Genomic DNA, 15745 nt, shown 5'->3' on the forward strand with positions numbered 1-15745 from the left:
GGACGACACGGTCGGGAGGACTGCACGCGGCCACGGAACGGATCGATAGTCCACCCACCCACATCCAATTATTAACTAATTCGGATTTTATTAATAGTGATAGGGGGAGAAACGGCGTCTCGAAGCAGTCAAGTTAATAATATTGCAGCGAGTAGAGTCGACCAATGACTTCGCCCGGTGATACCCGTGGGGCTTCCTCGGACGACGGCGCGGGAGCGAGCGCTGGTGGCCATCCATCCCCGGAGGACGAGCCAGCGTCGGCCGGGCACGAGACGGTACGGCTGTCGGTCCCGTCGATGGACTGCCCCTCCTGTGCTGAGACGGTCGAGCGCAGCGTGAGTACGCTCGCTGGCGTCGATTCCGTGGATTCGCGGCCGGCAACGGGGCAGGTCGTCGTCGCGTTCGACGGCGAGCGAACCGGTCCGGCGGCGATCCGAGAGCGCATCGAGGCGGCCGGTTACGATGTCGAATCGTCGGACCGTACAACGACGAACGTGAACGTTCCCGGGATGGACTGTGCGTCGTGTGCAAACACGGTCGGCAGCGCGCTGGACCGTCTCGGCGGCATCGAGGCGTACGACACCCGCCCGGCGACGGGAACGGTGGTTGTGACGTACGACGCCGACGCCGTCACCGAGACGGACGTCGTGGCGGCCATCGAGAACGCTGGCTACGACGTGGCGGGAACGGACGGCAGCGACCCGATCGACGCCGCGGCCGACGACGTCTGGCGGAGTTCGCGTGCGCTCAAGACGGGGATCAGCGGCGTCGTCGTCGTCGTCGGCCTCTGCTTCGAGTTCGTCCTTCCAGGGGCGAACGTGCCGGTCGCGGCCGGTCTCTTCGTCGCCGACCTGCTCTTCTTGCTCGCCATCGCCATCGGCGGGCAAGAAATCGTGCGGAGCGGCTACGTTTCGGCGCGACACCTGAGCCTCGACATCGACTTCCTGATGACGACGGCCATCTTCGGGGCCCTGGTGGCGAGTATCGTCTTCGGCGAGGCGCTCTACTTCGAGGCCGCCACGCTCGCCGTCCTCTTCAGCGCCGCCGAACTGCTCGAACGGTATTCGATGGACCGCGCGCGCAACTCGCTGCGCGAACTGATGGCGCTCTCGCCGGACGAAGCCACCGTCAAGCGCGACGGCGACACCGTGACCGTCCCCGTCTCGGAGGTCGCCATCGGCGACGTGGTCGTGGTGAAACCGGGCGAGAAAATCCCGATGGACGGGCGCGTCGTCGACGGCGAGAGCGCGGTCGACCAGTCCCCCATCACGGGCGAGAGCGTGCCCGTCGACAAGACGACCGGCGACGAGGTGTACGCCGGGACGGTCAACGAGGAGGGCTACCTCGAAATCGAGGTGACCACTCTGGCGACGGACAACACTATCTCCCGCATCGTCGAGATGGTGGAGGACGCCCAGTCGAACAAGACCGAACGCGAGCAGTTCGTCGAGCGGTTCTCGGCGTACTACACGCCCGTCGTCGTCGCCTTTGCCATCTTCACGACGCTCGGCGCGCCTGCCCTCCTCGGCGTGACGTGGCCGACGGCGGTCGTCTACGGGTTGACCCTGCTGGTGCTCGCCTGTCCGTGTGCCTTCGTCATCTCGACGCCCGTCTCGGTCGTCTCGGGCATCACCAGCGCCGCGAAAAACGGCGTCCTGATCAAGGGCGGCAACCACCTCGAAGCGATGGGCGCCGTCGACGCCGTGGCGTTCGACAAGACGGGGACGCTCACGAAGGGCGAACTCACCGTCACGGACGTGGTTCCGCTGAACGGTAACACCGCAGACGACGTGTTGCGGTGCGCACAGGGGCTGGAACGTCGGAGCGAACACCCCATCGGCGAGGCCATCGTCGCGGAGGCGGGCCGCGCCGGCGTCGCCAGCGGCGACATCGACGAGTTCGAGAGCATCACCGGCAAGGGCGTCCGCGCGGAGCTAGACGGGACGCCCCATTTCGCGGGCAAACCGGGGCTGTTCGAGGAGCTGGGTTTTGACCTCTCGCACGTCCACGCGACGACCGACGGCGGCACCGTCACGACGACGGCGCGCCAGCTCTGTGACCGCAACGACTGTCTCGACCTCCTGGAAGACACCGTTCCCACGCTCCAGTCCCAGGGCAAGACCGTCGTGCTGGTGGGAACGGAAGCGGAGTTGGAGGGTATCATCGCCGTCGCCGACGAGGTGCGCCCGGAGGCGGCCGCCGCCGTCGCCCGCCTGAAAGACCTCGGCGTCGAACGGACCGTGATGCTGACGGGAGACAACGAACGGACCGCGCGGGCCATCGCGGAGCGCGTCGGCGTCGACGACTACCGGGCGGAACTCCTCCCCGAGGAGAAGGTCCGCGCCGTCGACGACCTGGACGCCGAATACGACGGCGGCGTCGCGATGGTCGGCGACGGCATCAACGACGCGCCCGCACTCGCCACCGCCACGGTCGGCGTCGCGATGGGCGCCGCCGGCACCGACACCGCCCTCGAAACGGCCGACATCGCGCTGATGGCCGACGACCTCTCGAAACTCCCCTACCTCTACGAACTCGCCGGCGACGCGAACGGCGTCATCCGGCAGAACATCTGGGCCAGCCTCGCGGTGAAGGCCGGTCTCGCGCTCGCGGTCCCCTTCGGCTACGTCCCCATCTGGGTGGCCGTCCTCGCCGGCGACGCCGGCATGACCGTCGGCGTGACGGGGAACGCGATGCGTCTCGCACGGGTCGAGGCGACCGTCGACGAGACCTAGCGCTCGACGACCCGGAACTCGGTGTCGGGCGCCATCCGCGCCGTCATCCCGGCGATCATCGGCGGCTCGGCGGGCGGATCGTCGAGGACGAGGTCGTACTCACGACCGATGATCGCGAGCGCCAGTTGGGCCTCCATGAGCGCGAACTGCCGACCGATACAGCGCCGCGGGCCGCCGCCGAAGGGGGCGTACGCGAAATCCGGCAGCCGTTCGCGGAGATCTCCGTCCCACCGCTCCGGCCGGAACTCGTCGGGCGCGTCGTAGAACCGCTCGTCGTGGTGGACCTGATCCACCGTGAGCCAGACGGGTGCGCCTTCGGGCACGCGGGAGCCGTCGATGGTCACGTCGGTCGCCGCCTCGCGGGGGATGGTGTAGACGGGCGGATACTTCCGGAGCGCCTCGGTGACGATCCGTCGCGTGACGGGTAACGATTCCAGGTCGTCGACCGTCGGCGGCCCGGAGAGGGTGTCCACCTCGGTGTGGAAGCGATCGCGAACGTCGGGCGTGGTCGCGAGCGCATAGAACGCGAACGCGATCGCCGTCGAGGTGGTGTCGTGGCCCGCGAAGATCATCGTCACCACCTGGTCGCGGAGGCGATCGTCGCTCAGGGCCTCTCCCTCAGCGGCGCCGGATTCCCGGAGTCCCACCAGCAGGGACAGGAGGTCGTCGGCCGCAGCGGGGTCGGCCGGCGGGTCGTCGGCTTTCGCCTCCAGCAGACGAGTGGCGACGCGCTGGAGACGGCGCTTGCCGCGCTTGAACCGCCAGCGGGCGGGCGTCGGCACCCACTGCGGGAGCGGATACGAGGTGGGCGCGAACCAGTGCTGGAGGCGGTCCGCCGCGGTTCGGATCGCCTCGTCGCCGCCGAGTTCGAGTTCGTGACCGAACAGGGTCGCAAAGAGCACGTCGAGGCTCAACTGACTCGTCTCCGCGGTGAGATCGATCCGGGTGCCGGGCTCCCAGTGGTCGCGCCGGCGGCGGATCTGTGCGGCCATTCCGTCGGCGTAGTCGACGAGGCTGTCGCGGGTGAACAGCGGCTGAAGCACGTCGCGCTGGCGCTGCCAGGTTTCGCCTTCGACGGCGACGAGACCGCCCTCGAACGCGATGCGGAAATCCTCCGACTTGCAGAACCTGTCGCGGTCGTTCAGGAGGACACGCTCGAAGTAGTCGGGGTGGCCGAGGTGATAGACGTCGCCGGGGCCGAGCAGTTTGATGCGGACCAGGTCGCGTTCGGCCATCGCCCGCGTCCGGAAGCCGAACACGTCGCGCATCGAGCCGACCGTATGGAGGAGGGGATGGCCGACGGTGGACGGATAGGGTGGCAACGGCGGGGTCGCTGCCGGTTCGTGGGACCCACCCACCCCCGTTCTGGTGTCCTCGGACATGTGTTCGGCATACCCTTTCGGACGGTTATAGTCTGCCCTCCCGTCGGGAGCGATACCTCAAACCATTAGTTCCCGCGGTCGGTGGGCGATAGCATGGCCGACGAGGAACCACCGGATCCCGAGGAGACGTTGCGTGAAGCGGTCGAAAGCTCCCGGAGCGGCGCGCCCGCGGTCGGCGAGGTCGTCAGAGACCGATTCTCGACCGACGAGGTGTTCCAGCGCATCGTCGCCGCGGCCGACGAAGAGATAACCGCCGGCAACCGCGAACTGTTTTTCTCCGGGCTCGCGGCGGGGTTTGCGATCACGATCACGTTCCTGCTGTACGTCTCGCTGACGGCGTCGACCGACGGCCATCCCGTACTGAGCGCGCTGCTGTATCCGCTCGGCTTCATCTACATCATCATCGGTGGCTACCAGCTGTACACGGAGAACACGCTCCCGCCGGTGGCGCTGACGCTCGAACGCCTCGTGAGCGTGCCCGCCCTGATGCGGACCTGGGTCGTCGTGCTGCTGGGAAACTTCGCCGGCGGCACCCTCGGTGCGGCCGCACTGGCGTGGGGGGGCATCTTCTCCCCCTCGGCGGCGGCGGCGGCCGTCTCGATCGGACAGAAAGGGATCGAGACGGCGCCGGAGACGCTGTTCGTCAAGGCCGCCTTCGCCGGCCTCATCGTCGCCGGCGTGGTGTGGGTGGAGTACGCCGCTCGCGACACCATCTCCCGCATCGTCGTCGTCTATCTCGCCTTCCTGTCGGTTCCGCTCGGCAACCTGTTTCACGTCGTCGTCTCCTACACCGAGATGGTGTATCTGGTGTTCGTCACCGACCTCTCGGTGTGGACCGGCGTCGTCGGATTCGTCGGCCCGGTGTTGCTGGGGAACACCATCGGCGGCGTGGTGTTAGTGACCGTCGTCAACTACTTCCAGACGACGGAGCGCCGCCTCGAATCCGCACGGTTCGAAGGGGCAAAGCGACAACTCTCGCCGAGCGAATGGCTGTTCGGCGGCCTCAGCGGCCGGTCGTACGTCCCACTGGTCGATACGGGCGATCACCTGGCGGCGGAGGCCGACGGTCCCTACCGCGTCATCGTTCCGATCGCCAACCCCCGAACCGAGACCCAGCTCGTCGAACTCGCCTGTCTGATCGCAAGCGAACGAGAGGACGCGGTCGTCCACCCCGTCCACGTCGTGCAGGTGCCGGAGGCGAGGGGTGGGTACGGCTTCGGACAGCACGAGCGGATCATCGAGGAGTCCGACGAACTGCTCGAAGGCGTGCGCACCCAGATCGCGGACCACGGACTGGACGCCGAAACGTCGACCATCGTCTCTCACCGCTCCTTCGAGGAGATATTCGACGTGGCGGAACGGGAGAACGCGGACCTCGTGATGATCGGCTGGGACGACAGTCGTCCCTGGAGCACCGGGCGGTCGGCGCGGCCGCTGACGGAGTTACACAGCACGCCGCCGTGTGACTTCCTGGCGCTCCGCGACCGCGACCTGGACACCTCCCGGGTCCTGGTGCCAACCGTCGACTCCGCCGACTGCGCGCTCGCGGCGGAAGTCGCGCGGGCGCTTCACACGTCCGTCGGATCGGCGGTCACGCTCCTCCACGTCGTCGCCAGTCCGGAGGAGCGCGCGGCCGGCGAGGAGTTTCTGGAGCGGTGGGCGACCGACCACGGTCTCCACGACGCCGACCTGATCGTCGACGACTCCGGCGACGTCGAGGACGCCATCGCCCGAGAAGCGACCGACAACTCGCTGGTCATCGCCGGCGCCGTCGAGCGCGGCCTGCTCTCCCGTCTCGTGGCCGATACGCTCCGTCTCGACGTGATCGATCGTATCGACTGTTCGGTCCTGCTCGCCGAACGCGAGGAGAGCCGGAGTCTCCGCGAGCGGCTGTTCGGACGACAGACCGACAGCCGCGAGCCGGTCGATCGGTAAGCGGCGACCCCCGCGGTCATATCGAACTTTTATCAAGTCGTGCCGAGAGGAGGCGAAACGAATGGAGTACAACGAGACCTCGCTGTGGATGAGTCGTCTCGTCGAGCGGGGGCGAGACTACGTCGGCCACCCCTTCGCCGCCGCCCTCTGTACGATGGGCTGGATCCCCGTGGTCACCACTCTCGTCGCCGTGGACCCCGCCGAGGCGTCGCTGACGTTTCTCGTCGGCCAGGCGCTCGCGTGCCTGATGGTCGTGAGCGGGCCGTACGACGTGTGGTACTACGACGAACGGCTGCTGCCCCAGTTTTTCGACGACATCGAACTCATCACCGCCGCCGCCGACAGGGAGACGCTGCAGGACCTGGCGAACCGATACGACCGATTCTACTCGCGATACTGGTGGGCGAGCGCGCTGGTGTGGGTCGTCCTCGTCCTCTTGGTGTTCGCCATCGGCCAGAGCTACTTCGAATCGCAGGGCATCACCGCCCCCGTCGAGCGGGCGGCCTACCTCGTCTTCTTCTGTTACTGGCTGTTGATCGCGGGACTTCGGTCACACGGCGGGTTGATCACCGTGCTCGTGATCCGATCCTTCGCGGAGCGGGTCGAACTGGATATCGATCCGCTCCATCCCGACGGTCTCGGGGGACTCAGCACCGTCGGCACCTTCGCCATCCGCATGACGCTCATCATCTCGCTCGGATCGCTCGCGCTCCCGCTCTCCTTTCAGATCGCGAACCACATCCAGTACGGGAGCGTGGTGTACGCCGGCGTCGCGCTCTTCATCCTGCTCGTGGCGCTCAACTTCTTCTATCCCACGTACAAGGTAAATCGGCGGGCACAGGAGCTCCGAGAGCGAATGCTCGATTCCCACCGCGAGCGGATCCGGAAGCTGGAACGGCGACTCACCCTGCTCCACAGCGACGACGACCTACCCGACGACGAACTCGCCGCCGAAGACGACGCGTTGCTGGAGATGGAGATTCGCCGTGCCCGCCGGGAGTTCGAGGATTACCAGAGCGTCCACCTCTACCCGCTCTCGATCGGTATCATCACCCGTCTCGTCAGTTCGATCCTGCTGCCCATCTTCTTCATCATATTCGAACTCGTCATCACGGGATCGCTGTGAGGCTACAGCCCCCGAACGACATCGACGGCACCGACCGTTTCGGCGCCCATCCAGAGGAGGAAAAGCGCATAGAGGCCGAGGAGCGCGTACGCCTCGACGCTCGTGAGTTCGAGGTCGGTGCGGGTGACGACGACGAACACGAGCGTCGCGAAGGCCAGGAAGGACATCATCGGGATGGCGACGAGGAAGTCGATGGTGGCCGCGCCGCCGAGCAGGACGCCAACGGGGATGGCGACCAGCAGGTTGAACGTGTTACTGCCGAGGACGTTCGTGAGGCTCGTGACGTCCTCGTCGCTCTGCGCGGCGCGAACGCTGACGAACGCGTCCGGGAGACTGGTCGCGGCGGCGATGACCGTCAGCCCCCAGAGGAACGTCGACGTGCCGAAGAAGTCACCGAACGTGAGCGCCGCCCGGACGATACCTTCGACGCCGACGGCAATGAGGAGGAGTGCAACGACCAGCCGCCCCCACTGCCAGAGCGGGTCGATATCGACGCTCGGAGCGACGTGCTCCTGGGTGTCCTGATAGTGGAGGAAGACGTAGACGCCGTAAGTCGCCAGCGGGAGGAGCGCGAGCGTCGGCGTGAGGATGGCCGCCTCGTTCGTCCCGCCGGGGACGTACGTCGCGCCGAGCGCGAACGTGATGAAGAGGACGAGCACGCTGATGATGTAAAACTGGGCGTCCTTGTGGACGATGTCGCGGGTGGATTCGAGTTCCTCGACGACGAGCGCGGAGAGGGCGGGGATCACGAGGAGGTTGAAGATGGCGCTCCCGACGATGGTGCCGACGCCGAGCGAAAACTCGCCGTGGAGGAGCGTACTGATGACGACGGAGCTGAGTTCGGGGAAACTGGAACCGACGGCGACGACGACGGCACCGTGAACGGCGGCCGGGAGTCCGTAATGCCGGCTGAGCCGGCTGGCCGCGTCTTCGAGCCGTTCGCTTCCGAACCAGATGACGCCCGTCGAAACGACCGCGAGCACGGCCGCGGCAGCGAGTCCGAACACGTCCCGACACACTGCACGCGTGAACAAAGACGTACTCCTTGATTCGAACCGGCTAAGTGTCGTGCGGGGGACGTACCGAGCGTGTCTGACCGGTGGCTCTACGCCTGGGGGCTCGCGTCCGTCGGCCTCGGCGGCGCGTCGCTCGTCGTCCCGCTGTACGTCGTCGCGCTCGGCGGCGGGCCGGTGACGCTGGGCGTCCTCGCGGCCGCGGCGGCGTTCGCCGGCGTCCCGGGCGCTCTCGGCGTTGGCTGGCTCGCCGACCGAACCGGACACCGTCGCCGGTATATCCTCGCTGCGATCGGCGCGGTGGCCGTGTCGCTCGCGGTCGTTCCGGCCGTCGAATCGATACCGGTCGTCGTCGCGGTGAACGCCGTTCTCTGGTTCGCCTTCGCGGCGGCCCTGCCCGTCCTCACGCTCCTCGTCGTCGTCGACACCCCCGAATCGGCGTGGAGCGACCGCATCGCCCGTCTCAACCGGATTCAGGGCATCGGCTGGGCGCTGGGCCTGCTGGTCGGGTTCTGTGTCGTCCTCGCCGGAGAAGTGGCGGCGATACCGTCGATAGCCGCCCAGCGCGTGGTCTGTCTCGTCTGTGCGGCGAGCGCGGGCGGAGGTGGCGTCGTCGCGCTCCGGTCGCTTCCGGCCGACGCCGACTCGGAAACCGGCCCGGGACCGAACCGACTCCGGCGGGCGATACGCGGGGCGAGTCGGTTCGGCGTCCGCGGGGCGAGCTTTCCGTTCACGCCGCGAGCCGTCGATCCGCGAAGACTCCACCCTCGGCGGTTCGTCCGGCGGTTCACCCCCGACCTGGCGCTGTTTTTCGTCGCCATCGCCCTCGTGTTCGCCGGCTTCGGCGCCTTCTTCGCGCCGCTGCCCGCCTATCTCGCCGCCGTCGGCTTCGGCGATCAGGCGGTGTTCGGCCTCTATCTCGTCTTGAACGTCGGCGCGGCCGCGTTCTTCGGCGTGTCGGCCCGTCTCACCGCGCGCTACGAGACGATGCTCGTCCACGTCGGCGCGCTCGCCGTCCGTGGCGTCGCGATTCCCGCCGTCGTGGTGACGGGCGGGGCGCTCGCCCCCGCAGCCCTCGTGTTCGCCGCCATCGGCTGTGCGTGGGCGGTCATTGCCGTCACGGCGGGCACGCTCGTCACCCGCCTCTCGCCGGCCGTCGTCCGCGGAGAGGCACTCGGCGTGTACAGCGCGCTCTCGGCAGCGGCGGGCGGCGTCGGCAGCATCGCCGGCGGATGGCTCGCAGCCCGCGCGTATCTCCGGGCGTTCGGCGTCGCGGGCGGCCTCGTTCTCGTCGGGGCGGGTGTCGTCGCCCTGCTCCGGTGGCGGGTTCGACGGCGCGCGGCCGACGACCCGGAGCGGTCCCTTTATTCACTCGACTCGACAGAATGAGCCATGGACACCTGGCAGCGGCGGACGCTCTACTACGTCGTCGTCCTCGGCGGGGTGATGGTCGGCTACGCGACGGTGTACGACGCCGGCATGAGCGCCTTCGAGGGCTCGCCAGTCACGTTCCTCCACGCGCTGCAGGTCGTCGTCGAGACGTTCACGACCACGGGCTTTGGATCCGACGCGCCGTGGACGAGCCCCGAGATGAACGTCCTGGTCATCGTGATGGACCTGACCGGTGTGGTGCTGATCTTCCTGGCGCTGCCGGTGCTCGTCTTCCCGCTGTTCGAGCAGGCCATCTCGACGACCGTTCCGACGAGCGCGAGCGCCGACCTCGACGACCACGTCGTCATCTGTACGCTGACGCCACGGGGTGAGACGCTGGTCTCCGAACTCGACTCGTGGGATGTCGACCACCTGATCCTGGAATCCGACCGTGAACGAGCGAAAGACCACTACGAGGAGGGGTATACGGTGATTCACGCCGATCCGGAGTCGGTCGACGGCCTCGAAGCCGCGCGTCTCTCGTCGGCCCGCTGTCTCGTCGCCGACGCCGCCGACCCCGTGAACACGAGCGTCGTCCTCACCGCGAAGGAAGTCGCGGAGGACGTCCGGACGGTGAGCGTCGTCGACGATCCGGCACGCGAGCAGTATCACCGTCTCGCCGGCGCCGACGACGTGCTCTCCCCCCGGGCGCTGCTCGGCGAGAGCCTCGCGTCGAAGGTGACGACGGGCATCTCGACGGAACTCGGCGAGGCCATCGAGGTGGGAGAGGACTTCGAGGTGGCGGAACTCCCGATCCAGCGGGGCAGCGACCTGGTCGGTCGGACCATCGCCGAGAGCGGTGTCCGGGAACGCGCCGGCGTCAACATCATCGGCGCCTGGTTCGGCGGCGAGTTCGAGAGCCCACCGTCGCCGGCCGCGACGCTCGACAGCGGGACCGTGTTGCTCGTGACGGGACGGGAGACCCAGCTCGAACGGCTGAAGGAACTGACGACCGCCGACGTACGCCGCTTCCGACGGGGACGGACCGTCGTCGTCGGTCACGGCGAGGTCGGCACCACCGTTGCGAGCGCGCTCTCGGCGGCCGGCGTCGCCCACACCGTCATGGATCTGGACGACGACCCCGGCGTCGACGTCGTCGGCGACGCGACCGACCCCGAGGCGCTCTCGCGGGCGGACATCGAGGACGCCCGGAGTGTCATCCTCGCGATTCCCGACGACACGCTCACCGAGTTCGCCATCCTCGTCGTGCGCGATCTGAACCCGTCGGTCGAGATCATCGCCCGGGCGGAACGCACCGAGAACGTCCCGAAGATGTACCGCGCGGGGGCGGACTACGTGCTCTCCCTGGCGACGGTCAGCGGCCGGATGCTCGCCTCGGCCATCCTCGAAGACGAGGAGGTGATCTCGCTGGACAAACAGGTGGAGGTGATCCGGACCCGCGCGCCGGGGCTGGTCGGCCGGACGCTCGGCGAGGCCGACGTTCGGGCGCGCACTGGTTGTACCGTCGTCGGCGTCGAACGCGACGGCGACGTCGTCACCGACCTCGGCCCCGAGTTCCGGGTCCGCGAGGGCGACGTCCTCATCATCGCCGGCACCGACGAGGGGACGAACCGGTTCACGCAGTTACTGAGTTATCGGGATTCTCGTAACCGTCCATAGATTCTCGCCGACCCGTCACGGCGAGAATCGATGATGACGTCCGATAATTCCTATTAGTCGTCGCCGACCGTGACCACGAGTTTCCCGAGGGCGTCGCGCTCGGCCATCGCGGAGAACGCATCGTCCGTCTCCGAGAGGGGGTACGTCCGGTCGATGACCGGCGAGAGGTCGCCGGCAGCCACCAGATCGACCAGTCGTTCCAGGTCGTGTTGGGTGCCCATCGTGCTGCCGATGATGCGGTGGTGCTCCCGAAACAGCGTCGCGATGTCGATGTCCGAGGTGGGGCCGGCGGTGCGTCCGCAGACGACCATCCGTCCCCCGCGCGCCATGACGTCGAGGCCGAGGCCGGTGTAGGCGCCGCCGAGGTGGTTGATGACGGCGTCCGGGTCCCCGATATCTTCGACGGCGTCGCTGAGCCACTCGGGGTCGGTCCCCTCGATGACGTGGTCGGCGCCGAGGTCGGTCAGCCGGTCGAGTTTCGCCGGTGACGACGAGGTACCGATGGTCCGGACGCCTTGGATGGCCGCGAGTTGCGTGGCTGCCACGCCGACGCCGCCCGTCGCGCCCGGCACGAACAGCAGGTCGCCGGGGTCGAGGTCGGCCCGACGGAGCATGTGGTACGCGGTCAGATAGGCCGTGGGGAGCGTCGCCGCGGTGGTCAGATCCACCGCCTCGGGGACGGTGATGAGGCGGTCGGCCTCGACACAGGCCGCTTCGGCGAGACCACCGTGGTACAACGAGAACGACTCACAGAGGTTCTCCGGGCCTTCCTGGCAGAACCGACAGGAGCCACAGGTCTCGATAGGACAGAGCAGGACGCGGTCGCCGGGATCGACGCCCGTGACGGCCGCGCCGACTTCGCTGACGACGCCGGCGACATCGAGACCGGTGACGAAGGGGAGGTCGGCGGGGTCGATCATCGCCGAGTCGCCGTTCAGGATCCAGAGGTCGTGGTGGTTGATCGAACACGCGGCCACGTCGACGACGGCCTCGGTCGGGCCGGGGTCGGGGCGCGACCGCTCAACGATATCTACGCCGTCCGGTCCGACCAGTTCGGTGAAGGCTGCAGCGCGCATCGCGACTCGGTTCGACCGCCGGCGTCAAAGGTGCGGCGGCGTGGGGAACGTTAGCGCGCGTCTCCGATGACTTAACCGTGCGGGTTACCTATTACTGGTATGAGCGAAGAGACTGGGCGCCGGAATCTCCGGATGCCCGACGACGACGAGCTGTTTGCGGTCGTGACCGAACACAACGGCGGGAACCACGTTCGCGTGCGGTGTGAGGACGGCGAGAACCGGATGGGACGCATCCCCGGCCGGATGAAATACCGAACCTGGATCAACGAGGGCGACGTGGTCCTCGTCGAACCGTGGTCGTGGCAAGACGAGAAGGCAAACATCGAATGGCGCTACTCCGGGCAGGACGCCGAGCAGCTGCGACGCGAAGGTCACATCGACTAGCGCTTTTTCGCGGTTTATCGCGGATCGCTGACCGCGGACGAAGTTGCGTAGCCGCGGCTGTGTTGTCCCGTCACACCAAACGACTTTGTGCGCCTGCGTGGTGGATCGGCGCATGGACCCGAACCCGGATCTCGATCGGTTCGACTCGCGCCGGTCGACGGTGCACGCAGGGCAGGGGATGGTGGCGACGAGCCAGCCGCTCGCGACGCAGGCGGGCGTGGCGGCGTTGCGCGCGGGCGGGAACGCGTTCGACGCGGCGGTGACGACGGCGGCCGCGCTGAACGTCGTCGAACCGATGAGCACGGGCATCGGCGGCGACGTGTTCGCCCTGTATCGCACCGCCGACGGCGACGTGGGCGCGCTGCGGAGTTGTGGCGGCGCGCCCGCCGACGCGACGCCGGCGGCCGTCCGGCGACGGGTCGCCGACCGCCGGGGGATCGATCCCGACGCGGCGACGATGCCCCACGCCGGACCGCTCTCGGTGACCGTGCCGGGGACCGTCCGTGGCTGGGAGCGACTGCTCGCGGACCACGGCCGCCGGTCGCTGGCCGAGGCGCTCGATCCCGCCATCGCGTACGCCACGGAGGGGTTCCCGGTCAGCGAGGTGATCGCCGACATGTGGACGGCCGCGGAGACGCTGTACACCGAACGCGACGCCCGCGAGGAGTACCTGATCGACGGTCGTTCACCCGAGACGGGCGAGACGATGCGACTCCCGGACCTCGGCGAGACGTTGCAGACGATCGCGACCGGCGGCCCCGCCGCCTTCTACGAGGGCCCCCTCGCTGACCGCATCGTCAACGCGGTGCGCGAGCGAGGCGGCCTGCTCGCCGCCACCGACCTCGCGTCGTTCGAACCGGAGTACGTCGACCCGGTGTCGACGACGTACCGCGGCGCCGAGGTGTACGAACTCCCGCCGAACAACCAGGGGTTGATCGCGCTCGAAGCGCTCAACATCGCGGAGGAACTCGACGCCGGGTCGTACGCCTACGGCTCCGCGGATCGGATCCATTACTTCGCCGAGGCGCTCAAGCGCGCGTTCCACGACGGCCACCACTACATCACCGACCCCGAATACGAGGACGTTCCGCCGCTGGCGTCGAAGGCGTACGCGGCCGAGCGCGCCGCGACGGTGAGCGGTCGGGCGGGATCGGTCTCCATCGGCGGGCCGGGGACTCCGCCCGAAGACAGCGATACGGTGCTTCTGACCGTCGCCGACGAGGACGGCAACATCGTGTCGTTCATCAACTCCATTTTCGACCACTTCGGAAGCGGCGTCGTCGTGCCGGGAACGGGGATCATGCTCCAGAACCGGGGTGGCTCGTTCACGCTCGACCCGGACCACCCCAACCGACTCGAACCCGGCAAGCGGCCGTTCCACACGCTCATCCCGGGACTGGTCCGATTCGACCGGGACGACTGGGCCGCGTTCGGCGTGATGGGCGGCTACATGCAGCCCCAGGGTCACCTGCAGGTGCTCGCGAACCTCCTCGATTACGACATGTCGCTGCAGGCGGCGCTCGACGCGCCGCGGTGGCGCTACTGCGAGGGCGGATCGCTCGCCGTCGAGGACCGATTCCCGGAGGGCGTCCTCCCGAAACTCGCCCGGCGAGGGCACGACGTGCGCGTTCGGCCCTCGTCGGCGTTCGGTGGCGGCCAAGTCACCCGGCTGGCCGACGGCGTCATCTCGGGGGCGACCGAACCGCGTAAAGACGGCAGCGCCGCGGGCTTTTAATCGCCACCGCGCAGTCGGGCCAGCGCGTGGGAGCCGACGATGCCGACACCGAAGGCGACGCCGACGTTCGCGAGGAGGGCGACGACGCCGACGACGCCGGTGAGGAGGGGATCAGCGGTGGCGATGCCGGCCCGCCCGAGTTCCAGCGCGACGAGGACGAGGACGACGCCGAGGACGGCCATCGGGAACGCGGCGACGATGTCGACGGCGACGACGGCCAACAGGAGATAGAGGCCGCCGAGGACGAGGTTCGACATCGCGGTCCGCGCGCCGAAGGCGTACTTACCGGCGACGCCGCCGCTCCCGTGACACATCGGGAGGGCGCCCAGCGGGACGGCGAGCAGGTTCATCACGCCCATACTCGCCGAGAGGTCGTCGGGAGACGCCTCGGCGTCGAAATACTCCGAGACGAGCAGGGAGGTGGCGACGGCCGCGTTGCCGACGGTCATCGCCAACTGACCGATGGTCGCGCCGACGGCGTCCCGCGACAGCGTGAGCGACGCCGGATCGAGAAGCGCTATTGAGGGGACCCGCGGGGTGAGCGTCCCCGCGCCGTTGACGGCGAGGACTGCACCGAGACCGAGCACGGCGAGCGCCGCGGCGTTCCGGTACCCCACCGCGACGGTACCGAGGGCGACGAGGACCGCCAGCGCCGCGAGCGCGGGACTCGCCAGCCCCGTCGTCACGCCCGTCCGCAAGAGGATGAGCGCGACGCCGACCTGGATGCCGCGGATGACGGGGTCGCCGACGTACGACGCCAGCCGCCCGAGCGCCTGGGTCTGTCCGATGAGCAGCAGGACGCCCCCCGCGAGCAGGCCCGCAGCGAGATACTCACCGCCCGAGAGGTCGCCAGCGATGACCAGCGCCGCGAGGGCTTTCATCGGTTCGACGGACATCGGATGCCCGTAGTAGAGTCCCCAGACGACCTGAAAGACGGCGAAGCCGAGGAGGATGCTCCCGAGCGCGAGGTCCGTGAGAGCGGCGACGGCCACCACGATGGGGAGCACGGTCACCGTGTCGCCGACGGCGCCCGTCACCTCGCCCCACGCGACGTCGAACCGCGTGTCCGTCCACCGCCCGAGAGATGCGCGCATTCGAATCGAGACACGCCATCGTCGCCTAAACAAATGTCGGGTAACTGATATTTATTCCACGACGCCGCGATCGTAACCGGATCTCGTTATGCACCCCCGGCGAATCCCTGATATCCATATTACTCTCAGAGATATGATTATGAACTTTCTCCTGCAATCTAAAACGGTCTTAAAACGTCCTGAATCGGTCGGCTCAGCCCGACAGCCGGACAAA

11 protein-coding genes are annotated in these 15745 nt (G+C 68.1%); 7 read left to right on the forward strand and 4 right to left on the reverse strand.

The genetic code is table 11. From position 1 onward, the window contains the following. Positions 1–164 precede the first annotated feature (164 nt). Entirely contained in the window at positions 165–2735 is a 2571-nt protein-coding gene (locus MXB53_RS10015) for a heavy metal translocating P-type ATPase (RefSeq protein ID WP_248897220.1), read from the forward strand. On the opposite strand, the gene MXB53_RS10020 is transcribed toward MXB53_RS10015, so the two are convergent. Continuing rightward, a complete protein-coding gene (locus tag MXB53_RS10020; RefSeq protein ID WP_248897221.1) occupies positions 2732–4117 on the reverse strand; it encodes a cytochrome P450 in 1386 nt (461 codons plus the stop codon). The two genes, MXB53_RS10015 and MXB53_RS10020, sit on opposite strands and share 4 nt — an antisense overlap. A 93-nt stretch (positions 4118–4210) precedes the next feature. On the opposite strand from MXB53_RS10020, the gene MXB53_RS10025 reads away from it, so the two are divergent. Both MXB53_RS10025 and MXB53_RS10030 read left to right on the forward strand, forming a co-directional pair. Continuing rightward, the gene (locus MXB53_RS10025) at positions 4211–6052 is read left to right on the forward strand and encodes a formate/nitrite transporter family protein (RefSeq protein WP_248897222.1); all 1842 of its coding nucleotides are present in this window, start codon (positions 4211–4213) and stop codon (positions 6050–6052) included. A 61-nt stretch (positions 6053–6113) separates the two neighbouring features. Next, positions 6114–7178, forward strand: a complete 1065-nt coding sequence (locus MXB53_RS10030) for a hypothetical protein (protein ID WP_248897223.1) — start codon at positions 6114–6116, stop codon at positions 7176–7178. Positions 7179–7180: 2 nt separating this feature from the next. On the opposite strand, the gene MXB53_RS10035 is transcribed toward MXB53_RS10030, so the two are convergent. After that, complete coding sequence (locus MXB53_RS10035) at positions 7181–8185, reverse strand: sodium:calcium antiporter (RefSeq protein ID WP_248897224.1); 1005 nt, start codon at positions 8183–8185, stop codon at positions 7181–7183. Positions 8186–8266: 81 nt separating this feature from the next. Here MXB53_RS10035 and MXB53_RS10040 point away from each other — a divergent pair, with 81 nt between their 5' ends. Further along, positions 8267–9580 (forward strand): MFS transporter, encoded by a 1314-nt coding sequence (locus MXB53_RS10040; protein WP_248897225.1) that lies wholly within the window; start codon positions 8267–8269, stop codon positions 9578–9580. Positions 9581–9583: 3 nt separating this feature from the next. After that, a complete protein-coding gene (locus tag MXB53_RS10045) occupies positions 9584–11242 on the forward strand; it encodes a potassium channel family protein (protein WP_248897226.1) in 1659 nt (552 codons plus the stop codon). Positions 11243–11295: 53 nt separating this feature from the next. Here MXB53_RS10045 and MXB53_RS10050 read toward each other — a convergent pair whose 3' ends face one another. After that, positions 11296–12318 carry an alcohol dehydrogenase catalytic domain-containing protein gene (locus MXB53_RS10050; RefSeq protein WP_248897227.1) on the reverse strand — a complete coding sequence of 341 codons (1023 nt, stop codon included), beginning with the start codon at positions 12316–12318 and terminating at the stop codon, positions 11296–11298. A gap of 99 nt (positions 12319–12417) precedes the next feature. Here MXB53_RS10050 and eif1A point away from each other — a divergent pair, with 99 nt between their 5' ends. Both eif1A and ggt read left to right on the forward strand, forming a co-directional pair. Continuing rightward, entirely contained in the window at positions 12418–12702 is a 285-nt protein-coding gene (gene eif1A, locus MXB53_RS10055) for a translation initiation factor eIF-1A (RefSeq protein WP_248897228.1), read from the forward strand. A 112-nt stretch (positions 12703–12814) separates the two neighbouring features. Continuing rightward, positions 12815–14437: a gamma-glutamyltransferase gene (gene ggt / locus MXB53_RS10060; RefSeq protein WP_248897229.1), complete on the forward strand. Its 1623-nt coding sequence runs from the start codon at positions 12815–12817 to the stop codon at positions 14435–14437. Here ggt and MXB53_RS10065 read toward each other — a convergent pair. Then, the gene (locus MXB53_RS10065; protein ID WP_248897230.1) at positions 14434–15531 is read right to left on the reverse strand and encodes a putative sulfate/molybdate transporter; all 1098 of its coding nucleotides are present in this window, start codon (positions 15529–15531) and stop codon (positions 14434–14436) included. The genes ggt and MXB53_RS10065 overlap by 4 nt on opposite strands. Positions 15532–15745 lie beyond the last annotated feature (214 nt).

The sequence above is a fragment of the Haloplanus sp. XH21 genome (genome assembly GCF_023276355.1).
Classification (GTDB): Archaea; Halobacteriota; Halobacteria; order Halobacteriales; family Haloferacaceae; genus Haloplanus; species Haloplanus halobius.